Here is a 21478-nt window from a genome sequence, read left to right on the forward strand (position 1 = left end):
CATAATTATATCATTTTAACGCATCTTTTAATTATTTTTATAACTCAATATTTTAAGAATAACTTGGAAGATTCTTATTTTCTTTTTGCCCAATTAAGAAAATTCTTCTTTGGATTAAGTATATCCTCTGTGGATTCAAAATAATTCTTTGACCAACTTTCCTTAGATAGGCCTACAAATAACATCAAATTTAGAGGATATTGATCACTATCTGAGCAGTTTCTAAAATCGTCCCTAAATAAAAATATTTCTTTATTAAGCGCAATAGCAATTCCTAGTTCTACCATTACACCCTCATCTGGAGGGTTACCGTTAACAATCGCAAAAATGCAATCACATGACTTTAAATCGTTGAAATTTGCTTTTGCTAGGTCATAAGCCCAATTATTTTTGTTTGTAATTAAATGCTTTGTTCTCTCAAAAGGTTCATAAACTTCTACATTTAAATTTTGAAATATTTTAATGAATTCAGTTAATAGATTTTTAGTTTGTTTTGAAAACCCATATGGATTAGCTAAATATAATTTCTTTTTATTCACTTTAGCCTCCTTTTACTTTTGTATTCTTTTTCATCTTTAAGCTCATTTTCTTTATTTTCCCATGGAAATACTATCCATTCTTCTTTAAGAGATAAATTTACGGTCTTCCACCAAATAGGTTTCTTTTTACTAACTAAGACAAAGAAATTAACACCTTCAATATTTTTAAAATTACTTAACGTCATCCCAGTTTCATAAACATCATCAACTATAAGTGAACTTTTTAAGGGCTTTTCAATTAACTTAACATTTAATTTATGACTCAAAGCCACTGCAAGGCATAGGCCACCTCTGGGAACACCATATATTCCTGATAATTTAAGTTTTTTGCATTGATTAGCAATATAATCAACACTCTTATCAAATTCGCCCCATGTAAAATACTTTGTCATTCTAATTTTTTTTATGTTCAATTATTGGAGCAAAGTTTGAGGCAATTACACTTAATAAGGCTACTACTTGTTCGTTAGGACAATTTGTGTCTTTTTTTAATTTTTCGCATTCTTTTACTATATTTGTATATATTTCTTCAACAATTCCATTCATTTGCTCTTCATTAAATGAATATGGTTTATTCATATTTTTATTTATAAATATATTTTATTTTTACTTGAATATTAAATAAGTAAACATTTTTATTTCAGTAATATGAAATTATTTCCACATTGGCTCATTTGAACCTTTATTTTTTATCATATTTGGCTGATATTTATGTAGATTTTCGATTTCCATCGCATATTTTTTTGAATCTCCTGTTATGCTCTCGCTCTTAATTAAATTTGATAATGATACTCTTCTTCTGATTTTCAGAAGACCAAGACAGATTTCCCATAATTGCTTATCCTTATATTTTTCTAACCAGAAATCAAATATACTTTCTAAAAAGTTTAATGGAATATTAAATGAAATCCCTTTTGGAGGTTGATCTAATGAGAAATCATTATTTTTTAAATCATTCATTAAATTATCTAAATTCAAGTTTATTGCATTAAGAATATCTTTAGCTGATTCATGTCCTATTAGTTCTTTTCTATGACATTCCAAAAGAGTTTCATCATCAAGTATTTTTAAGTCACTATTTTTGACTCCAATCAGCCAAAAACCTTCATCATTTACTATTCCACTAGCTAAAAACAGAAATAAATATCTATTTTCCAAAAATAATAATCTCTCTATTCAGTTTTAACATTAAAGAACAAAAAATAAAATAGCTTTACCACTAAATCATATTAAAATTATTCTCGCGATTTTGAAAAAGTATAGATACTATTAGGTTTTACGATGTTTAGCAAAAAAGAGTTAAGATTAATGTTTAATGACCCACTTGATCAATTAGTAATTTATATAAACCTAAAGTTACTTCAAAATAAAACTCTAAGGACTATTTTTTCTTAGGAAACAATTTTCCAATCTTCTCTTGTTGAATAAGTTCTCTTTCAGTTCTTATTTTTGTATCTTCTAATGATTCTTTATTAGTGCTAACAGCGTAAATAATATAAAAGATCATTCCACTGAAAATCAAACCTATAAATAAGATAATAATCCCAATAGGTTCGGTAGGGCTAAAGATTTTGAGATCTATCCCTGATTTTAAAAATATTTTCATTAAAAATGTAATTAATTAACTACTTTTATTTGCATCTAGTTGACTTCTTCATAACCATAGTAAGCTGTATTATTTGAATTTTTATATCCTATTGCTGCCTCCTCAGGATTTTTAGCATCAATTTTTCTTGCTCTAGCGTGTATCATGTTAAATGGAAAAATCACAGCCCCAACAAAAAAATGGAGTATTAAAAAATCAGAAGGTAATCCGTTTGTCCAATCGGGAAAGAAAAGAAGTGTCAATAATAAATGATCCATATAATAAAAACGAAATTTACTTAATAAATACTATTACTAAGTTCCATCGATAGTTGTTTTTATTTAATAAATTGAAATCTAAATTAAAACTATTTCAAAGAAATTTATTTACTATTTAAGTTTGTAAATATTTAAATATTATTATTTATAATATTGATAGTTATAGAAAAAGCGAATTGTCTAGACTTTTAATTAGCTTTGTATTTTTCGCCGTTGTTTTCTTATCTCCTTTAAGTTCATTTGCATCTCATACTTCTGACCCCACAGTAAGTCTTCTTCAGAGTAGGATATCAAAAAATTTTTCAAAGAAGTTTTGTAATGCAATACAAAATGGATTGTCCAAGGATGAAGCCATGACATCCGCTATAGTTAAAACCGAAAATATTGTTTCATTTTCATATAATCCTCAAAAAAAATGGATTGAAAAAGAAGATTTGGCTAATCAAATTTCTATAAAAGTTATAAACGATTGCGGTTGGTCTTTTGGATTAATCGGCAAAGAAGGAATAGATTATTTTAATTCATATTTTTTAGAAATCTATGATAAGACAACTCCTGATAAGAAATTATCTAGTTAAAAAATTTTTTATGAATAATCTTTCGGATAAAAATTTAATAATAATTCTTTTAGGCACTATTATCGTAGTTTTTGCTTTGATATTTTCAGTAAAATCTCCAGAAAGTAAAGTTATTGAATCCCCTATAATGTGGAAGGAAGAATTTTCTACCATTTTTTTCTTTAAAAATGATTTAGTCGAGTTGAAAAAATCTATTTTTTTATAATAAAAATAATATTTAAATAATCTTTTGAATTAAATTCCATAAAAGATTACTTTAATTAATTTAAAGAGAACTAAAAAAAAATTATTTTATGTAATTTAATAAAACAGAAGCCAACTTTAAATCATTATTAAACCATGCTCTAATTGCCATTGATCTTCTTGGATCATAGAATTTTTGACTCCTGTACCATTTAAGTACTTCAATATCAGATTTTTTTCCGTTGCAAGATAAACAACATGGAACGCAATTTTTTGTGTTAGTTTCTCCTCCTTTTGACCTTGGATATAGGTGATCAAGAGATTCGGATGGATTACCGCAATAAATGCATGTATTATTCGTTAATTTATGTAGAGAATCTCTCCAGTTTTTATTGCTAATTTTAGGGCAAAGTTGATCAAGGTAAATTGCATCTTGCTTATGCATGAACGTCTTGATAACTGCTCTAATAATAACAGTTTTTCTTGAGTTCTGAAGATACTTAAAATTTCAAACTATTTTATAAATATGTAATGTTAATATCTAATAATTGAAGAAACTTTTTTAAAGTAAGAATTATATTAAATGTTAATAATTTTTTTATATTTAACAATTGATAGCGATTTTTATTTTTATAACAAAGCTTTAATCTTTTTAATTTCTTTTTTATCAAATACATTTTCAGCCATTTCTGGTGGCGGTGCTGGATTAATACAATTACCTGCTTTGATTTTATTTGGTTTACCTTATTATCAAGCTCTTGCTACTCATAAAGTTGCTACGGTTGCTTTGGGTTTAGGTGGATCAATTAGAAATTTAAAATATATTAGAAATGATATTTTTGTTTTATGGCAAATTTTATTCTTTGGAACCCCAGGAGTTATTTTGGGTTCATATATTGTGAAATTCCTTTCTGAGCAATATCTATATTTAATATTAGGATTTATTTCAATAGTCTTAGCTATATACTCTTTTTGTAAACCTAGTTTAGGTTTGAATTCAACAGATAATATTATCAATTACCGAATAGAATTAAAGTTTATTATTCCTATTTTTTTTATTGGAATCCTTAACGGTTCTGTCTCTTCAGGAACTGGTTTGTTAGTAACTTTCTTATTAATTAATATTTTTAAGATGGATTTTCTTAGAGCTGTTAGTTTAACTTTTTTTACAGTAGGTATTTTCTGGAATTCTATAGGGGCCTATTTTCTCAGCAAAATTGGTAATGTACCTACAAATATATTAGTTATTCTTATTTTGGGATCTTTTGCGGGGGGATATTTTGGTGCTCATATGTCTAATTTAAAAGGGAATAAACTTATTAAAAATACATTTACAGTTGTATGCCTGCTTGTAGGAGTTAGTTTGTTAGTAAAGTCAATTGGTTCTTTGATATAAATTAACTTATGGCAAATGCTAGAACAGCTGTTGTAGTTAAAAAAAGTCCCACTGCTGCTGTAGCTGTTAATAGTGAAAAATTCATTTGAAGAATATTTTAAAAAAACATTAATTATCTTTTTAGATTGAAGTTGTATTAAAAAATACTTTTATACCAAATTTATTTTGTCCTCCCCGAATATCATTACGTAAAAAAAAAGCCTCACAATTGCGAGGCCAAGTGATGGGGAACCTTATTTTTAATCCAATTTAAATAAAAATGCAACCCCCCCCATCGGTAGCGCGTTGTTGGTGGGTTTACGACACTACAGATAGTGCTTACTAAATGAAATTTTAAAGAGTCTTGCAAATGAGATAATATTTTGTAATATTATGAGCTTTATTCAATATAATAAAATTTAAATTTAGAAATTTATTATCTTTATAAGCTTGTTAAAGCTTCCGTACAATGTATTATTCGTAAAAGTGATTAATAAATTAAAATTTAATGATTGAATTAACTTTACTTACACTATTAAATTATGTTGGAGATAATTTCTGTGAATATAGAAATGTAGGTCATGATAATTATAAATCTTTACTTCTTTCTTATAGTGATGCAAGTGAGAAGTTTGGTCCACTAGAAGTTAAAAAAGTAATTGAGAAATCAGATAATTTTAAAGTCGCGGCAATTGCTATTGCAGCTATTAAGTGTCCTCAGCACATTATGGAATAATGAAATTCGAAGTTAAAACTCAAAATGATGACCTTAGGAATTCTTCTTTTTCTTTCTTATTAATATTTGCTCTTCTTTCATTAATAGTAATCTTTTCTAATGTTTCAATTAAACTTGGAACGATTTCAAGATATCATGAAATAAATTATCTTTGTAGTCTACTTACCATTGAAAAGTCATCATTAAATTTCAAAAAACTATCAAAATTAACTAACTTAAATACTAAGCAAAAAATGTGGGATTTATGTCGAGAAATTGTTAAATAAAAATTAGCTAGAAGCTGAAGTGTAATATTTTAGGGCAAATAACCAAAATCTTCTTGAAACTAAAAAAAATATTATAGCAACAAATATTTCTAATAATATTTCCCATAGTAATGCAATACCTAGGAAAACTTCAGAGGGAATTGTCGTTATGAATGCAATTGGAACAAAAATACTAAAAAATATCCTTAAAGAGAATGAAAATGAATTTAAAGGAAATCTTCCTATATAAAGAAAAGAACGTAAGACTTCTGTCGCATTCCATGTTTTTACAAACCAAATTGTTGTTGTTGAGATTAAAAACCATAAGCTATATAGAATTACAATAGAACAACACAATGTTGTAAGGCATAATAATAAAAAACTTAAGTTTATATTTATTTGATTAATACCTATGCAATAAAATAGTAGAGCAAAACCTAATATTATTTCTAAAAATCCTGACGGTGCTATTTTATTTAAGGAAATAAAAAATTGACTATCTAAGGGTTTAAGAAGAACAAAATCTAAGGTTCCTTCTCTTATGTGTTTTACTATTTCTGTAAGATTTGGATTGAACCATGTATTAGTAATCCCATTTAAAATTGTATATATTCCTTGAATAATTAAGGCTTGTTCAAAATTCCATCCTCCGATATTATCAGTATTTTGGAAAAATATAGTTAATAAAAATACGCTCCCTACTAAGCTTAAAATCGCAGTAATAAAGTCAATTATTACGTTAGTCTTATATTCCAATTCTGAGGCTATAGAAGTACTTAAAAATAATGAATAAATTTTTATATATTTTTTTATTTTCATGAACCCATCGCTGTATATTTTTTTGTTCCCAGAGACCAAGTCCTTTTAAATATGGGGAAAAGAACTGAAATCCAAAATATCTGCATAAAAAATCCAGAAATTATGTTTGTATTATTCCCAGATAATATATTTGCTGGAAAATCAATTAAGTAAGGGAATGGGGTTAGGTATATCCATGATTTCACATGTTCTGGGAATGATATTACTGGGGCTAAAAGTCCTGAAAGGAATAAAGTTGGGATAAATAACAATCTTTCTATTGAAGAAGCCTTTTCTGTCCAAAAACAGAAGCAAGCAATAATTGATTGAATCAGAAATTGAATTAGAAAAGAGAAAAATGTAGAAAAACATGCTAATAAAAATAGACTTAAGTTTGGTATCCATATACTTTCTGGATTTATTAGAAAAAAAATTAACGCAATTATTATGGCAAAAGGGAAGCGTGTTATTTGTTCTGCTATGTGTTGAGCAAAGTATCTAAAAAATGGGTTTAAAGGTTGAATTAAATATGGGGAAATTTTACCCAAGAGAGCGTCTTCTTCAAAAGTAAAAACAACCCAAACTACGGAAAATTGCCTTACAAAGAACGCACTCAAAAAATATCTTGAGAGCATTACATTACTTAAGTTAATTGATTCATTTAAGTTATTGTTTGTCCATATATTGAGCATAAAAAAAGGTATTATTCCTGATATTGCCCATAAAGCTATTTCTACTCTATATTCCAACATATTTGAGTACTGTACTTTTAATAATGTTATTAGCTTATTTTTATTTAAATTAAACATTTATACTTTTTCCTTGACTAAAATATTCCCAATTATTTCATCAACAGGAGGCTCATTTATATATAGATCCTCGATCTCAAATCTTTTAAGAATATTATTTAAAGTAGATTTAATAGAATCTTTTTTAATTGTTATTGTAATTTCTTTTTGATTTTGATTTTTAATATTAAATCCTGAATTGCTTAGTTCTATAGCATCTTTATCCGTCTTGCAAATTATTAGGATATCTTTAACAGGAGATATTTTTTTTAATAGTTTTTCCAGTCGCCCATCATATGTAAGACAACCTTCGTGAATACATAATACCCTCTTGCATAAAGATGTAATATCTTTCATGTAATGACTAGTTAGACAAATTGTTGCATCTGTTTCTTTATTATAAATTTGTAGGAATTTTCTAAGATTCCTTTGAGAGTTAACATCTAGGCCTAGTGTCGGTTCATCTAAAAATAATATATTTGGTTTATGTATTAAAGCTGCCAATAATTCTGATTTCATTCTTTGACCTAAAGATAATTTTCTAACAGGTATATAAAGCTCCTTTTCAATTTCAAGCATATCTGACAACTTTTTAATTCTTTTTTTAGCTTCAAATTTTTCTATGTCATAAATTGCGGCATTTAAGTAAAAAGATTCTATTGGAGGAAGATCCCAAATTAGCTGTTGTTTTTGCCCCATTATTAAAGTTATATTTTTCAGGAAATTAGACCTTCTTTTATAAGGCAGGTTACCTGCTACCGATAACCGACCTTGGCTTGGGTGAATTAAACCACAGAGTATTTTAAGAATGGTTGTTTTCCCAGCTCCATTAGCCCCAAGAAAACCTACTATTTCTCCTTTTTTTATTCCAAAATTTATATTTTTTATAACCTCAATACTTTTTGTTTCTCTTTTAAAAAAATGCTTTAGTGTACCTTTTAGTCCAGGTTCTTTTGATGAAATATCAAATGATTTTGATAAATTTTCAACCTGAATAATATTCTCTTCCATATTATTTAAAAAAGTAAGTTTTAATTTTGGATTCTATAAATTTTAAAAATCTAAATTTATTTATTTAGTTGAATATTAAAATCAATTAAAAAATATCTTTTAATGAAACAACAAGCCAAGTTACAAAATTAATCGGGTTTAAAAGTTCACTGGATTTAAACTTAGATTCGTAATTAATATTATTAACTGCATTCAATATAAAATTATTTTCTAAAATTTTATTTTTATTTACTTCATTTTCTATTATGTTGCCATTCTCATCAAGAATTTGAATTTCATTCTCAAAAAACCACTCATTTTTCCCATTTGATAAGTTTAAAAATACTCCAATACCCATACCATCAGTAATTTTGAAATCACTTATAGTGCATTCTGATGAAATGTTTATTGCTTCAATGGTCTCCTTAGTTAATCTATCTTTTGAAAGCTCTAGATTAACCTTAACCGTGCTTCCTATTTTTACTTTATCTAGTATCATCATTTATAAGTTATTATACCTATAAAAAATTTACTATTGTGATAATTAAATATAAGTTCTTGTTATTATTTATTAGAGTTTTTGAATACGGCTTCTAATATTTTTTTTATTATTATCGCTAATATTCTTAGGAAAACAAAACTTATTCCTAGCCATCCCAATAATACTGAAATTGATAATAAGCTTGAACTAAGATCTTTTTGTAAAAATTCCTGCATAGAGAATGAAATTTTATTCATCAACTTTAATTTATATATCTAGTTTATTCGTTAATTCGATATAAATGCTTATAAATTATTTTTATTTAACTGAGATTAAATCCAAGATTTGATGATTTAATTTAATAAGCTAATATATATTTAATCAGAAATTATTAATTTGGATCTCTCATTAAATTCATATTTAGGATTTTTTTTAATCCTAGTTGGCTTAATAGTTCGTATTGATTTTAAATTTATTATTCAAAAGAATTTATAATAGTATCCTCTAATAATTGAAAATTTATTTAACTTTTTAAAATTTCCTGCCATTTCAAAAATATAAATTTAAAAAATTTTTTTAGTAATATTTTGATTTTAAAATTTAATTAGCTTTTATATTTTATATGATTAATAATTATCAAAAATATAGATTATTTTCATGAATAATGATTTGGAAACCTTTAATTATTTTATTGATGATCTACTCTCTTCGGAGGTTAATTTATTAAATAATGAGCTTGATCTTCTTTTAATGCAGTATCTTTTTAATTCGATAGATTTAGACTCATTAAGGAATATGGATAATGAAGAAGAAATTAGTGTTGCATAATTGTTCTTAATTATGAAATATTTTTATGAAAAATTTTGGGTTCCTTTCTTTGGTGGAATTTTATCAAAGTTTGTTTTTTTAATTGAAAGGAAACAAACAAAAAACAAGGGAGAGAAAACTAAACTTTAACTGAAAACTTTGAATAGTTGTTATGAGTATTTGACAGTTTATATATTGAAAGCAACAAAACATATTCTCTTAATTAATTAATTTATGCATGGTTAAGGTATCCAAAGAAATAGTATTAAAATTTTTATGAATAACAAACCTTTTTTAAAACCATACACTGTCCATTATAGAGACTTTCAAAATCTTAGATTTGAAAATTGTTTTTATGCACTAGATGCTTATGAAGCAAGAACATTGGCTATGGAGTTTAATAAATTTATAAATGCACATCCTAATAGTATTGATTTAATTAGGTGCGAAAAGTGATATTTAAATAGATATTTGAAAGTTATATTCTATACACTTAAAAATTTATCAATAACTGTTTGGCTTAATTCACTTGTACGGCCACTTGCAACAATTCCTCCCCTTTGCATTGCATAATATCTACTTGCCTGCCTAACAAAGTGTAAGTGCTGTTCAACTAATAAAACTCCAATACCAGTTTCTTTAATTATGAGATTTATAGCGTTTTCAATATCTAATACTATATTTGGTTGAATTCCTTCAGTAGGTTCGTCTAGTAACAATAATTTTGGTTTACCTAATAGTGCTCTCGCAATTGCAAGTTGTTGTTGTTGCCCTCCACTGAGATCACCTCCTTTTCTTGATAGAAAGTCTTTTAAAATAGGAAATAAATCATAGATACTTGAATCAATATTTTTATTTTTAGATAAGCCTCCAGGAAGCGATTCCATTCCCAACATTAAGTTTTCTTCAACAGTCAGATAAGGTATTATTTCTCTTCCTTGAGGAACATATGCCATTCCTTTTCTAGCTCTTTGATGTGGGGCCTTTCTATTTATATTTTCTCCAATAAAGTTTATTTCTCCTTTCTTTGCCTTTAATAGCCCTATTAATGATTTTAATAAAGTAGTTTTCCCTACTCCATTTCTACCTATTAAACAGATCATTTCTCCAGATTTAAGGTTTAAATCTACATCTCTGAGGATATGGCTTTCCCCATAATAAGTATTTAATGATTTTACTTCTAGTAGATTTTTCATGTTTATTCCTCCGGTCTTCCTAAATAAACATCAATTACCCTTTTGTCATTTTGAATAGTATCCATTGTACCTTCACATAATACTGTTCCTTGATTGAGAACTGAAACATTACTATCAAGTCTTCTTATGAATTCCATATCGTGATCTATAACAACAACAGTATTTTCTCCAGATAATGATTTTAATAAATCTGCTGTCAAATCAGTTTCTTCATCTGTAAGCCCTGCCACAGGTTCATCAACCAGCATTAAATCCGGTTTTTGACCTAGTAACATTGCTATTTCTAACCATTGTTTTTGACCATGTGATAAAGCACCGGCTTTTGAATTGATTTTTTTTGATAAGTTTATGACTTTCATTAAATGTTCTATTTCATCTAATTGATCATTTTTAATTTTTTTATTAATTAGATTTAAAGGACTTTTTGGAGTACTTACTGATATCTCAAGATTTTCTTTAACAGTTAGATTTTCAAATACTCTTGGGCTTTGAAATTTTCTTCCTACACCTAAACGTGCAATTTTATGTTCTTTTCTTCCTATTAATGATTTTCCTTTAAAAAAAACATCACCTTTAGTAGGTTTTACTTTACCTGTTATTACATCTAGAAATGTTGTTTTGCCCGCCCCATTTGGACCAATTACAGCTCTTAATTCTCCTTTTTTTAAGCTAAGGTTTAGATCATTTAATGCTAGAAATCCTTCAAAACTTACACTTATATTTTCTAAGCTTAATAGAGAATTAGTATTCTTATTCATTTTTTAATCCCTCCGTTTCATTTTTTATTTCTAGACTTGGATATGTTTCGATTTTCCTTTTCAGACCAATTCTTTGAAGCAGATTCCTTGGTCCCTCTCCTTGTACCCATCCTAAAACACCTTCTGGTAATGCTGTAACTACTAGAATAAATAACCCACCCTGAATAAACATCCAGCTTGCCGGTAAAGCTTCACTTACTAAACTTTTTGCATAATTTATTAAGACTGCTCCAAGTATTGCTCCCAATAAAGTCCCTCTTCCTCCAACTGCAACCCAAATAACCATTTCTATTGAAAATGGAACTGTCATAAATTGAGGGGATACTATTCCTGATTGAACCGTGTATAAAGCACCCGATATTCCTGCTAAACCTCCTGCTATAGAAAATATTATTGTTTTAAATAAGACAGGATTGTAACCTGTGAATCTTACTCTTGGTTCGTCATCTCTGATCCCTATAAGAATATTCCCAAATCTTCCTTTTACTACCCATTTTGAAAAAAACCATGCCGCAATAACTAATAAGGCTGTAAACCAAAAAAACATTCTTTGGATTGATTCTGAACCAACCATTTGTCCAAAAAGTTGAGTTACATCAGTTTTTAACCCGTTTGTACCATTAATAAGTTTTTGTTGTCCATTAAAGAAATTAAAGAATACTAAAAGAGCAGCTTGGGTAAGGATTGAAAAATACACACCTTTTATTCTGTTTCTAAAAACAAGAAATCCAAGTATTCCTGCAACTAATGCAGGTATAACCCAAATTGCAAATAAACTAAAGATTGGAGATCTAAATGGCTCCCAGAAAAAAGGTAAATTATCTACGCCATAAAGTCCAAAGAATTCTGGAATATTATTTGGAAATTCAGAAGAGCTTGTTATCTGTAGATACATTGCTGCACAATAACCACCAAGAGCAAAAAATATACCTTGACCAAGACTCAATAAACCAGTAAATCCCCAAATTAGATCTACACCCAAAGCAACAATAGCTAATGATAAATATCTACCAAGAAGATTCAATCTGAAAACAGGAAGAATTGATGGAGCTGCGATAATAAAAGCAATAATGAGCACCCAAATAACAAAAGTTGTTTTTTTGCTTAGTTTTAAATTTTTAAATTCCATTAACTCTCAACCATCCTTCCTTTCTGGGGGAATAAACCAGTAGGTTTGAATTGCAGGAATATTACTATTAATGCAAAAATCATAACTCTAGCCATACTGGTAGTTGCAAAGAAATTTATTGTATTAGATAGTGGTAGAGGCATATCAGGCCATATTGATAAAAGGCGACCAGCTCCAATTAAATCAGTCATTATTCCTATTCCAAAAGAGGCAAAAATTGTACCCAACAGGTTCCCTACACCTCCTAAAACTACAACCATAAAACATCCAACTATATAATTTCCTCCAACATTAGGCCCAACCGATCCCAAAAGAGATACAGCAACTCCTGCTACACCTGCCAATCCAGAACCAATTCCAAAAGTAAGAATATCAACTTTTTCTGTTGAAATTCCAAGACAGTCACTCATTTCTCTATTTTGAGTTACTGCTCTTATCCTCATACCCCAAGCACTTTGATTCAAAAATAAAGTTATTGCAATTACAGATATTAAAGTAATTATTATTATCATTAATCTTGTTTTTGGGAAAGCTGTTCCAAGAATTTCAACCTGACCCCTCATCCATGCTGGAGCCGTGACATCCACATTTCTTGCACTAGCTCTACTTAATTTGCTAACTGAAGATGAAATTAAATTACCGGAGAGAACTCCCGCTAAAGCTGCAAATATCCATGAACTAAATTTTACATATTTAAAGTTTATAGAATCTTTTAATTTTGATGAAAATAGTGATGGTAGAAATAAACCTATTATGAGACTTATTATTAGTCCTGTCCCATAAGCTAAAGGAACACTGCGGACAAACTGTTGAAGTATAAGGCTTACTCCCCATGTTGCAAGTAAAGTCTCTAATGGACTTCCGTATAACTTTCTAATTACAGTTTTTTCTAAAAGTATTCCTACTACTCCACTGACAATAAATGCAAAAAAGATAGAAACTATAACGTACGCGTTGTAATAGGGTTTTAATAGTGGGAGTTTGAAAATTAATTGAGTTACATATGTTGTGTAAGCACCTAGCATCATTAATTCACCATGAGCCAGATTGATTACACCCATCAAACCAAATACAATAGCTAGGCCCAAGGCTGCTACAAGTAAAACTGATCCGATCGCTACACCGTTGAATAAACTATCAAGAAGCAATTCCAATTTTAATAAGAAGAAAATTTAAGTGGATATAAGAAGAGGAGGCATCAAGCCTCCTCTTCTCTTTAGAAGTAAGCTTTGAAATTAAAGCTTATATCTTTCTCCTTTAGATGGGTCTGTCCAGTCACATGCATAACCTTTTGAACTAGGTTCAAATTGGTTCCATGCTTGTGGTAACACAACTCCATCAGTTTCTTCAAGAATCTCAAATCCACCTTCAGGCTTGATTAAACCAATTCTTACTGTTTGAGCAAGGTGATGGTTAGGCATAACCTCAACTGGTCCTTGAGGAGCGTCGAATGTTTGTCCTACTAGTGCTTCTCTAACAGCACTGTTCTCAAATGTGCCTGCATCTTCAACTGCTTGTTTCCATAAATAAACCATGTTGTAAGCAGACTCCTGTGGATCAGCAACTACTCTGTCACTTCCATATAGAGCTTTGAAATCAGCTGCAAATTTCTTGGATTCAGGTGTGTCGATAGACATCATGTAGTTCCAAGCACCATAATGGCCTTCTAAAAATTCAGGTCCAATAGTACTGATTTCTTCCTCTGCAATAGAATAGTTCATTACATAATATCCATTACTAGGAGTAATCCCAGCATCCTGAATCTGTTTAAAGAAAGCAACGTTTTGGTCACCATTAAGTGTGTTGATGATTACTCCACCACCAGATGGTGCTAACGCTTTTTTGATCTTGGAAATAATAGGAGCAACTTCAGTATTACCTAGAGGTAAATAATCTTCACCTACAACCTTTCCTCCAAGTGATTTAAGTTGTTCTTTGGTAATTGTATTTGATGTCCTTGGGAAAACATAGTCTGAACCAACTAGGAAAAATGGCTTTCCAGCGGCAGGAGATCTCTTATACATAAAATCAGTTGCTGGTTCTGATTGTTGGTTTGGTGAAGCACCCGTGTAGAAAATGTTGTTTGAACATTCCTGAGCTTCATACTGAATTGGGTAGTAAAGGAATGCATCTTTTGATTCATACACAGGAAGCATTGCCTTTCTACTAGCGGATGTCCATCCACCAAATACAACTGGAACCCCATCCTGGTCGATTAATTTTTTAGACTTCTCAGCAAATGTTGGCCAGTCAGAAGCCCCATCTTCAACGATGTAATCGATTTTATAGCTTTTTCCACCAACGGTTACTCCGCCGGCAGCGTTTATTTCAGCAATTGCCATTTTTTCAGTATCAACAAGAGTTGATTCAGATATGGCCATTGTTCCTGAAAGGGAATGTAAGATACCAACAGTTACAGTGTCATCGAAACTTCCGGAAGTGTCTGAACCTCCTCCGCAAGAAGTAACTGAAACGGCAAGAGAGGCAGTAGCTAAACCTGCCAAAATACGCCTTGAAATTCTCATGAATTCGTTTAAATTAGGAAATTGACCCACATTGGGGGGATAAAGTAAAAGTTATAAACGAGTGGGATTTAGTTTTGTAGCATAGGTAACATTTTGTTGAATCCAATATAAAACTTCTGATTATTTTTTTTAGTTTAAATGTTTGGTATTTGACCGACTAAATACTTAATAACGTCATCAACTCCACTGCCGGAACTAAGATTTGTAAAAAACCATGGTTTACCATCTCTCATCAAATCTGTATCGTTCTGCATAATATTTAAATTTGCACCAACCATATCAGCTAAATCAATTTTGTTGATTAATAACAAATCAGATCTTGTAATGCCAGGACCTCCTTTTCTAGGAATTTTATCCCCAGCCGATACATCAATCACGTAAATAGATAAATCTACAAGTTCTGGACTAAAACTTGCTGCAAGGTTATCTCCTCCACTTTCAACAAAAATGAAATCCAATGGATCATATTTTTTTTCAAGATCCATTACTGCATTTTTATTAAGTGAACAATCTTCTCTGATTGCAGTATGAGGACAACCACCAGTTTCTACTCCAACAATTCTTCCTTCCTCTAAAATCTTTTTCTTTATGAGAAAATTAGCATCCTCTTTTGTATAAATGTCATTAGTAACAACAGCTATTTTATATCTCTTTTTAAGACCTATGCATAAAGTTTCAACTAATGCTGTTTTTCCCGAGCCTACTGGGCCCGCAACTCCTACTCTTAATTTGCTGCTCATAAATCAATTTCTAAAAAGTTTTGTATATAAATCATTATGGTTTTGTTGAGCCATAGATAAGCTTATATTCCCAACATAAAGATCATTGATATTACTGTCTACAATTTCTTGGGAAACTTCTGAGATTAAATCCAATAACTCAAGTTGAATAGTTTGTGCTTTTATTGAACCCATGGGTATAAGTCTTATTGCAGCACTAAGTTGATTCGCAGTCCATGCATATATAAAATTTTCGATCATTTCTAATTTATTTATTTGAAAAGAGAAGCAAGCCCAACTCCATGCTAAAGACCAAGAGATATTTTTATTTTTATCATATAAATATTCAAATCCAAATTCTTTAGTCAATTCAAAAAGTGATTTAGCCATTTGAGTCTGTTGATCTCTTATCTCAACAGAATCTCTAAAAGATAATAGCCATTTATCTAAACTCAATAATCTTCTTTTGTTATTTTTAACATTATTAGCAACTTTTAATTCTACAAAAATATCAAAAAATTCTATTAAACATTTTGCTTCAATTCTAATTTGCCCAATTTTTAATTCATTTGTAATTAAATCCCTTATGTGGACTGATTCTTCTAAATTCTTAATTTTTAAATAACTTTCCAATCCCTCAGAATAACAAAAACCTCCCACAGGTAAACTTGGACTAATTAATAAATACTTAACTAAGTGATTTTTTTTCATGATGAAAAGCTCCTATTTCTGGGAAAAACTTTTTTTCAACTTTTGAGAAAACAACATCAAAGTTCTTAAGCAATTCCTCAATTATGTAATCACTTTTAGTAAATAAGATATTTTCATTAATCTCAATTTCCACATGTCTATTCCCAAGATGATAAGCAACTTTTATAAGCTCTAAATTCTTTTTAGCAGTAATTTCAATTAAATTTTCTTTTTGCGCAATGATTTGTACAAAGAGTTTTTTTTGATTTGTTCGAAGTATATCACCATCATTCAATTTCCCCTCTCTTGGTAATTGTAATTGAAGTTCTTGATTACAATCTGATTTTCTTTTTCCCCTGAAGACTCTTCTTTGATCAGAACTTAGTGTAAGGTTTAAAAGATTACCCTCATGGCAATTTTGCTTAATCCAATCAGTTACAACAATTTCTTTTTTATTACTCATAACAAAATATTTTTAGTAACTTAAATAGAGTAATCAAGAAATCAATTATGGCTAAATCTTCTTGGGAAGGTAATTGTTTCTTAAATTTTTTTAATAATAAATCAAGTTCTGGGAAAGACGATAAAACAATCTTTAAATCTAAATTTACATCTCCTTATAAATTACTAAAATGCAGTTATGACATAGAGGGCAGATGTATTTTACCTATACTTCATACGGCAGGAGGACTTGTTGGTGGTGATTTGCTTGAATTTGAAGCAGACATTGGAATTAATTCGAAAGTTTTATTAACCACCACTTCCGCTCAGAAAGTATATGGATCAGTTGGTAGATCAAAAATTAATCCTGAAGGAACTTTTTCCTCACAGAAAACAAAGATAAGTATTCTTGATAATTCTCATTTAGAGTACCTCCCACAAGAAACAATAGTTTTTGCAAACGGATTATATTCTCAGGAATTTAATATAAAGATTTCGGATAACTCCAGTTTTTTATTTACAGATTTAATAAGACTTGGAAGATCTTCTGCAGGTGAATCAATTGAGAGCGGCGTTTTTAGATCAAAATTAGAGATTATGAGGAATGGAAATTTATGTGATGATTGGGAATTTGTAGATCAAATCGAATTAACTAAATTTAGTTTTGAAGCTAAAAGTGGAATGGATTATAAGCCAGTTTTTGGTTCTTTAATTTGGATATGTGAAAAAGAATTTCCTAAAACAAAAATAAGTTACTTAAAAGATAAAATCAAAATAATTTTTAAAGAAAATAATAATTATTTGTCTTTAGGAACTTTAGAAAATGGGATATCAATAAGATTCTTAGGAACTTCATCACAAGATGCAAGAAAATGTTTTTTTTCTATTTGGACACAAATAAGAACTGTTTGTGGGTTTTGTAAGCCAGAATATCAAGGTGTATGGCCTTTGCAAGATCTTTAAATTACAAATTATGTTCATTAAGAACTTTTTTAAAGACAATTTTTAGATTAATTTTTATTTATGCATCTTTCACCTCAAGAAAAAGATAAACTATTAATTTTTTCAGCTGCACAACTAGCTGAAAGAAGACTCAATAGGGGTCTAAAACTTAATTATCCGGAAACAGTTGCTTTCTTAAGCTTTCAAGTTTTAGAAGGTGCAAGAGATGGCAAAAGTGTTAGTCAATTAATGTCTGAAGGGACAACTTGGCTTAGTAAAAAACAAGTAATGGATGGCATCTCTGAAATGGTCGATGAAGTTCAAGTTGAGGCTGTCTTTCCAGATGGTACTAAATTGGTAACTATTCACAATCCTATTAATTAACTATGGAATATTTAATACCAGGAGAAATAATTACTGAAGATGGTGATATTGAATTAAATTCTGGTAAGGATGTCATAAGTATATCTGTCTCTAACTCTGGGGATAGACCTATTCAAGTTGGATCTCATTATCATTTTTTCGAAACTAATAAAGCTTTATTTTTTACAAGAGAAATTACACTTGGTATGCGTCTAGATATTCCTGCAGGAACTGCTATTAGATTTGAACCTGGAGATACTACAGAAGTAAAACTCGTACCTTATTCAGGATACAGAAATGCCTTTGGTTTTAATGCTTTAATTAATGGTCCTTTAGATTCTTAAATATTATGTCTTATAAAATCAATAGAAAAACTTACGCTCAAACATATGGACCTACAAAGGGAGATAGAGTAAGACTTGCAGATACAGAATTAATAATTGAAGTTGAAAAGGATTTCACAACTTATGGAGATGAAGTTAAATTTGGAGGAGGTAAGGTTATCAGAGATGGGATGGGGCAGTCTCAAGTAACTAGAGATGATGGAGCTGTTGATACAGTAATAACAAATGCCTTAATAGTTGATTGGTGGGGAATCGTAAAAGCTGATGTCGGATTAAAAGATGGAAAAATTTATGAAATTGGTAAAGCTGGAAATCCAGATATACAAGATAATATAAATATTATTATTGGCTCTTCTACTGAAGTAATAGCTGGTGAAGGACATATTCTTACGGCAGGATCTATTGATACACATATACATTTTATTTGTCCTCAACAAATAGAAACTGCATTAGCTTCTGGCGTGACAACTATGTTAGGAGGAGGAACAGGGCCAGCTACCGGAACAAATGCTACTACCTGTACTCCAGGTGCTTTTCATATATCTCGTATGCTTCAATCTGCCGAAGCATTTCCTGTTAATTTAGGTTTTTTTGGGAAGGGAAATTCAACTAATGAGACAAATCTTTTTGAACAAGTAAATGCTGGGGCATGCGGTTTAAAATTACATGAAGACTGGGGTACAACCCCATCAACGATAAATTCATGTCTTAATGTTGCAGATACTCTAGACGTTCAAGTATGTATTCATACTGATACTTTGAATGAAGCAGGGTTTGTTGAAGACACTATTGCTGCCATCGCAGGTAGAACTATTCATACTTTTCATACCGAAGGAGCAGGGGGTGGCCATGCTCCAGATATTATTAAAATTTGTGGAGAAAATAATGTCTTACCAAGTAGTACTAATCCAACGAGGCCTTATACCAAAAATACTCTTGAAGAACATCTTGACATGTTAATGGTTTGTCATCATTTAGATTCAAAAATTCCAGAAGATATTGCATTTGCAGAGTCAAGAATTAGGAGGGAGACAATAGCTGCGGAGGATATTTTGCATGATATAGGAGCTTTTTCAATTATTGCAAGTGATTCGCAAGCTATGGGACGAGTTGGAGAAGTAATAACAAGAACTTTTCAAACCGCGCATAAAATGAAAGTGCAAAGAGGTCCTTTACCTGAAGATTCTGATAGAAATGATAACTATAGAGTTAAAAGATATATCTCTAAAGTTACTATTAATCCAGCTATTGCTCATGGAATTAATAGGTTTGTTGGTTCTATAGAAAAGGGTAAAATAGCGGATTTGGTTTTGTGGAAACCTTCATTTTTTGGTGTTAAGCCAGAACTAGTTGTCAAAGGGGGTTCTATAGTTTGGTCTCAGATGGGTGATGCAAATGCTTCAATTCCAACGCCAGGACCTGTTCATGGTAGACCTATGTTTGCGAATTACGGACAATCAATTTTAAAAAGTTCGTTCACTTTTTTGAGTAAAAATGCAATCGAGCTTGATATTCCTAACAAACTTTCTTTACAAAAAAATTGTTTGGCTGTAGAAAACACAAGATCAATTAATAAATTAGATCTAAAATTGAATAATAAATTACCAGATATCACGGTTGATCCACAAACTTATGAAGTATTCGCTGATGGAGTATTACTTTCTTGCGAACCTCTTGAAGAAGTACCGATGGCTCAAAAATATTTTTTACTTTAATAGTTATTAATTAATTCCTTTTTAGTTGTATTTATTTCTTTAGATCCTGCATTTGCTAAATCTTCTTGAAGCTTATTCTCACATGAAAGAACTCTTGACCAACTAGGAAGTTGTTGAGTTGTTGGATTTGCTAAGTAACCTTGAGTAGCAGGTCTTAATAATTTTGCAAATTTTTGAACAGACAATTCCTCTTCATGTCTGTCATATGGAAGCTTATTAACTGCAGAATCTAGTCCAAATTGTTTAACTCTATCTTCTCCTACTCTTTTATAAAGAACTTCAAGTGTAGATAATTGAGTGCTTGTTAGAGTCTGAGCTTGATGTTCCATAAGTCCTCTTAAGACGCTAGATAGAATTTCTGTGCACATCTTTTGAAGACCTTCCTTGGAAGATAATCCTATAGTTTTATGTTTATGATCAAATAATCCAAGGTCTACTTGAGCTATTTTTGAAGTTCTGACATTCCTGTAAACCTCTGATAGAAGACCTATCTCTAATCCCCAATCACATGGAATTCTTAAATTCATAGCTAAATCTTTTGTAAATGCAAATTCACCAGCTAGAGGATATCTAAAGGATTGTAAATACTGCAAAAATGGTCCATTGCCAACTAACTGCTCCAAACTTGCCAATAAAGGACCTACAAATAATCTCGTTGCTCTTCCTTGTAATTGATTTGTTTCTAAGGATAATCGACTATAGAAGGCTTTTACATAGGAAATTCCATATGATTCGTCTAACAAGGGAAGAATCATTCTTGATGGATATAAAGGGGTGAATGTTCTTATGTCTGCATCAAATAAAGCAACTACGTCAGATTGTCTTGTAGCAACCCCTATTCCTTGCCATACGGCCCATCCTTTTCCTGGAGTTCCAAGAAGTTCTAATCCATTTTTTTCTTGATTTTTTAATAGTTCAATTACAGATGGAGAATTTGTCCATTGAATATGAACAGGGAATGGCATTGAATCAAAAAATGACTTTGCAGAATTTACTTGATCTGCAGTCTTTGCAGATAGAGCAATAACTAATTCATTTAATCCTGTAAGATTTTTTAAAACTTCTTTAATGTCTTTTAGCGCTGGTCGTTCAAATTCTTCATATAGACACGGAATTAATATTGCTGTAGATCTTTTCTTAAGACGTTTATTTAATTCTCTAAGTAGATCCTTAGTGACACCATATTCATGTATTGTTGTGATTAATCCTTGTTGAAAGTCCATTTTCTATTTGATGTGCAGAATAGTGTTAATACTTCGATGATTTCTTCAAT

The 21478-nt window shown here is 29.9% G+C and carries 32 protein-coding genes; 11 read left to right on the top strand and 21 right to left on the bottom strand.

Annotated elements, in window-relative coordinates; genetic code table 11:
* Nucleotides 1-74: 74 nt before the first annotated feature.
* The 6 genes from ACTF45_RS05585 to ACTF45_RS05610 form a co-directional block, all read right to left on the bottom strand.
* Nucleotides 75-539: a nucleoside 2-deoxyribosyltransferase gene (locus ACTF45_RS05585; RefSeq protein ID WP_438949515.1), complete on the bottom strand. Its 465-nt coding sequence runs from the start codon at nucleotides 537-539 to the stop codon at nucleotides 75-77.
* Complete coding sequence (locus tag ACTF45_RS05590; RefSeq protein ID WP_288347034.1) at nucleotides 536-931, bottom strand: phosphoribosyltransferase; 396 nt, start codon at nucleotides 929-931, stop codon at nucleotides 536-538. The genes ACTF45_RS05585 and ACTF45_RS05590 overlap by 4 nt, the downstream gene beginning before the upstream one ends.
* Before the next feature lies 1 nt (nucleotide 932).
* Nucleotides 933-1118 carry a hypothetical protein gene (locus ACTF45_RS05595; protein WP_288347035.1) on the bottom strand — a complete coding sequence of 62 codons (186 nt, stop codon included), beginning with the start codon at nucleotides 1116-1118 and terminating at the stop codon, nucleotides 933-935.
* A gap of 75 nt (nucleotides 1119-1193) precedes the next feature.
* Nucleotides 1194-1697 carry a josephin gene (locus ACTF45_RS05600; protein ID WP_438949516.1) on the bottom strand — a complete coding sequence of 168 codons (504 nt, stop codon included), beginning with the start codon at nucleotides 1695-1697 and terminating at the stop codon, nucleotides 1194-1196.
* Nucleotides 1698-1920: 223 nt separating this feature from the next.
* Nucleotides 1921-2145 carry a hypothetical protein gene (locus ACTF45_RS05605; RefSeq protein ID WP_036930301.1) on the bottom strand — a complete coding sequence of 75 codons (225 nt, stop codon included), beginning with the start codon at nucleotides 2143-2145 and terminating at the stop codon, nucleotides 1921-1923.
* A gap of 35 nt (nucleotides 2146-2180) precedes the next feature.
* On the bottom strand, nucleotides 2181-2402 hold the full coding sequence (locus ACTF45_RS05610) for a hypothetical protein (RefSeq protein ID WP_288347039.1): 222 nt from the start codon (nucleotides 2400-2402) through the stop codon (nucleotides 2181-2183).
* 176 nt (nucleotides 2403-2578) lie between these two features.
* Between ACTF45_RS05610 and ACTF45_RS05615 the strand changes: the two genes are divergently transcribed.
* Together ACTF45_RS05615 and ACTF45_RS05620 are read left to right on the top strand one after the other, a co-directional pair.
* A complete protein-coding gene (locus tag ACTF45_RS05615; RefSeq protein WP_438949517.1) occupies nucleotides 2579-2980 on the top strand; it encodes a hypothetical protein in 402 nt (133 codons plus the stop codon).
* 10 nt (nucleotides 2981-2990) lie between these two features.
* Nucleotides 2991-3185, top strand: coding sequence for a hypothetical protein (locus ACTF45_RS05620; RefSeq protein ID WP_288347042.1), 195 nt, complete (start codon nucleotides 2991-2993; stop codon nucleotides 3183-3185).
* An 81-nt stretch (nucleotides 3186-3266) separates the two neighbouring features.
* Here ACTF45_RS05620 and ACTF45_RS05625 read toward each other — a convergent pair whose 3' ends face one another.
* The gene (locus tag ACTF45_RS05625) at nucleotides 3267-3608 is read right to left on the bottom strand and encodes an HNH endonuclease (RefSeq protein ID WP_288347043.1); all 342 of its coding nucleotides are present in this window, start codon (nucleotides 3606-3608) and stop codon (nucleotides 3267-3269) included.
* Between the two features lie 138 nt (nucleotides 3609-3746).
* On the opposite strand from ACTF45_RS05625, the gene ACTF45_RS05630 reads away from it, so the two are divergent.
* The 3 genes from ACTF45_RS05630 to ACTF45_RS05640 all read left to right on the top strand — a co-directional run bounded on the left by ACTF45_RS05630 (nucleotide 3747) and on the right by ACTF45_RS05640 (nucleotide 5540).
* Nucleotides 3747-4559, top strand: coding sequence for a sulfite exporter TauE/SafE family protein (locus tag ACTF45_RS05630; RefSeq protein ID WP_288347044.1), 813 nt, complete (start codon nucleotides 3747-3749; stop codon nucleotides 4557-4559).
* 487 nt (nucleotides 4560-5046) lie between these two features.
* Nucleotides 5047-5274 carry a hypothetical protein gene (locus tag ACTF45_RS05635; protein ID WP_011132613.1) on the top strand — a complete coding sequence of 76 codons (228 nt, stop codon included), beginning with the start codon at nucleotides 5047-5049 and terminating at the stop codon, nucleotides 5272-5274.
* Nucleotides 5250-5540: a hypothetical protein gene (locus tag ACTF45_RS05640; RefSeq protein ID WP_288347046.1), complete on the top strand. Its 291-nt coding sequence runs from the start codon at nucleotides 5250-5252 to the stop codon at nucleotides 5538-5540. The genes ACTF45_RS05635 and ACTF45_RS05640 overlap by 25 nt, the downstream gene beginning before the upstream one ends.
* A gap of 3 nt (nucleotides 5541-5543) precedes the next feature.
* Here ACTF45_RS05640 and ACTF45_RS05645 read toward each other — a convergent pair whose 3' ends face one another.
* The 5 genes from ACTF45_RS05645 to ACTF45_RS05665 all read right to left on the bottom strand — a co-directional run bounded on the left by ACTF45_RS05645 (nucleotide 5544) and on the right by ACTF45_RS05665 (nucleotide 8833).
* A complete protein-coding gene (locus tag ACTF45_RS05645) occupies nucleotides 5544-6338 on the bottom strand; it encodes an ABC transporter permease (RefSeq protein ID WP_288347048.1) in 795 nt (264 codons plus the stop codon).
* On the bottom strand, nucleotides 6335-7126 hold the full coding sequence (locus ACTF45_RS05650; RefSeq protein WP_288347049.1) for an ABC transporter permease: 792 nt from the start codon (nucleotides 7124-7126) through the stop codon (nucleotides 6335-6337). Before ACTF45_RS05650 ends, ACTF45_RS05645 begins: the two co-directional genes overlap by 4 nt.
* Nucleotides 7127-8116, bottom strand: a complete 990-nt coding sequence (locus tag ACTF45_RS05655) for an ABC transporter ATP-binding protein (RefSeq protein ID WP_288347051.1) — start codon at nucleotides 8114-8116, stop codon at nucleotides 7127-7129.
* Nucleotides 8117-8201: 85 nt separating this feature from the next.
* The gene (petP, locus tag ACTF45_RS05660) at nucleotides 8202-8597 is read right to left on the bottom strand and encodes a cytochrome b6-f complex subunit PetP (RefSeq protein ID WP_438949518.1); all 396 of its coding nucleotides are present in this window, start codon (nucleotides 8595-8597) and stop codon (nucleotides 8202-8204) included.
* A gap of 62 nt (nucleotides 8598-8659) precedes the next feature.
* Entirely contained in the window at nucleotides 8660-8833 is a 174-nt protein-coding gene (locus ACTF45_RS05665; RefSeq protein ID WP_288347055.1) for a hypothetical protein, read from the bottom strand.
* Between the two features lie 400 nt (nucleotides 8834-9233).
* Here ACTF45_RS05665 and ACTF45_RS05670 point away from each other — a divergent pair, with 400 nt between their 5' ends.
* Entirely contained in the window at nucleotides 9234-9404 is a 171-nt protein-coding gene (locus tag ACTF45_RS05670) for a hypothetical protein (protein WP_288347056.1), read from the top strand.
* 255 nt (nucleotides 9405-9659) lie between these two features.
* Entirely contained in the window at nucleotides 9660-9839 is a 180-nt protein-coding gene (locus ACTF45_RS05675; RefSeq protein ID WP_288347057.1) for a hypothetical protein, read from the top strand.
* Between the two features lie 29 nt (nucleotides 9840-9868).
* Here the strand turns inward: ACTF45_RS05675 and urtE are convergent, their stop codons facing one another.
* The 8 genes from urtE to ureE form a co-directional block, all read right to left on the bottom strand.
* Nucleotides 9869-10579, bottom strand: a complete 711-nt coding sequence (gene urtE / locus ACTF45_RS05680; RefSeq protein ID WP_288347059.1) for an urea ABC transporter ATP-binding subunit UrtE — start codon at nucleotides 10577-10579, stop codon at nucleotides 9869-9871.
* Between the two features lie 2 nt (nucleotides 10580-10581).
* Entirely contained in the window at nucleotides 10582-11337 is a 756-nt protein-coding gene (urtD, locus tag ACTF45_RS05685) for an urea ABC transporter ATP-binding protein UrtD (protein WP_288347061.1), read from the bottom strand.
* Nucleotides 11330-12466, bottom strand: a complete 1137-nt coding sequence (gene urtC / locus ACTF45_RS05690; protein ID WP_438949519.1) for an urea ABC transporter permease subunit UrtC — start codon at nucleotides 12464-12466, stop codon at nucleotides 11330-11332. The genes urtD and urtC overlap by 8 nt, the downstream gene beginning before the upstream one ends.
* Nucleotides 12466-13620, bottom strand: a complete 1155-nt coding sequence (locus ACTF45_RS05695; protein ID WP_288347064.1) for an ABC transporter permease subunit — start codon at nucleotides 13618-13620, stop codon at nucleotides 12466-12468. Before ACTF45_RS05695 ends, urtC begins: the two co-directional genes overlap by 1 nt.
* An 81-nt stretch (nucleotides 13621-13701) precedes the next feature.
* Nucleotides 13702-14991 carry an urea ABC transporter substrate-binding protein gene (gene urtA / locus ACTF45_RS05700; protein WP_288347066.1) on the bottom strand — a complete coding sequence of 430 codons (1290 nt, stop codon included), beginning with the start codon at nucleotides 14989-14991 and terminating at the stop codon, nucleotides 13702-13704.
* 134 nt (nucleotides 14992-15125) lie between these two features.
* Complete coding sequence (ureG, locus tag ACTF45_RS05705; protein WP_288347067.1) at nucleotides 15126-15731, bottom strand: urease accessory protein UreG; 606 nt, start codon at nucleotides 15729-15731, stop codon at nucleotides 15126-15128.
* 3 nt (nucleotides 15732-15734) lie between these two features.
* On the bottom strand, nucleotides 15735-16421 hold the full coding sequence (locus ACTF45_RS05710; protein WP_288347068.1) for an urease accessory protein UreF: 687 nt from the start codon (nucleotides 16419-16421) through the stop codon (nucleotides 15735-15737).
* On the bottom strand, nucleotides 16399-16863 hold the full coding sequence (gene ureE / locus ACTF45_RS05715) for an urease accessory protein UreE (protein ID WP_288347070.1): 465 nt from the start codon (nucleotides 16861-16863) through the stop codon (nucleotides 16399-16401). Before ureE ends, ACTF45_RS05710 begins: the two co-directional genes overlap by 23 nt.
* 47 nt (nucleotides 16864-16910) lie before the next feature.
* Between ureE and ACTF45_RS05720 the strand changes: the two genes are divergently transcribed.
* Genes ACTF45_RS05720 through ureC form a run of 4 tightly spaced genes read left to right on the top strand, consistent with a single transcriptional unit; the run spans nucleotide 16911 to nucleotide 20205 of the window.
* Nucleotides 16911-17804: an urease accessory protein UreD gene (locus ACTF45_RS05720; RefSeq protein WP_288347072.1), complete on the top strand. Its 894-nt coding sequence runs from the start codon at nucleotides 16911-16913 to the stop codon at nucleotides 17802-17804.
* 60 nt (nucleotides 17805-17864) lie between these two features.
* Nucleotides 17865-18167, top strand: coding sequence for an urease subunit gamma (locus ACTF45_RS05725; protein WP_011132598.1), 303 nt, complete (start codon nucleotides 17865-17867; stop codon nucleotides 18165-18167).
* Nucleotides 18168-18169: 2 nt separating this feature from the next.
* Nucleotides 18170-18490, top strand: a complete 321-nt coding sequence (locus ACTF45_RS05730) for an urease subunit beta (protein WP_288347074.1) — start codon at nucleotides 18170-18172, stop codon at nucleotides 18488-18490.
* Nucleotides 18491-18495: 5 nt separating this feature from the next.
* Nucleotides 18496-20205, top strand: coding sequence for an urease subunit alpha (ureC, locus tag ACTF45_RS05735; protein WP_438949520.1), 1710 nt, complete (start codon nucleotides 18496-18498; stop codon nucleotides 20203-20205).
* Here the strand turns inward: ureC and ACTF45_RS05740 are convergent.
* Entirely contained in the window at nucleotides 20202-21428 is a 1227-nt protein-coding gene (locus ACTF45_RS05740) for a glycosyl transferase (RefSeq protein WP_288348045.1), read from the bottom strand. The genes ureC and ACTF45_RS05740 overlap by 4 nt on opposite strands.
* Between the last annotated feature and the right edge of the window lie 50 nt (nucleotides 21429-21478).

The sequence above is a fragment of the Prochlorococcus sp. genome (assembly GCF_965655815.1).
Taxonomy (GTDB): Bacteria; Cyanobacteriota; Cyanobacteriia; order PCC-6307; family Cyanobiaceae; genus Prochlorococcus_A; species Prochlorococcus_A pastoris.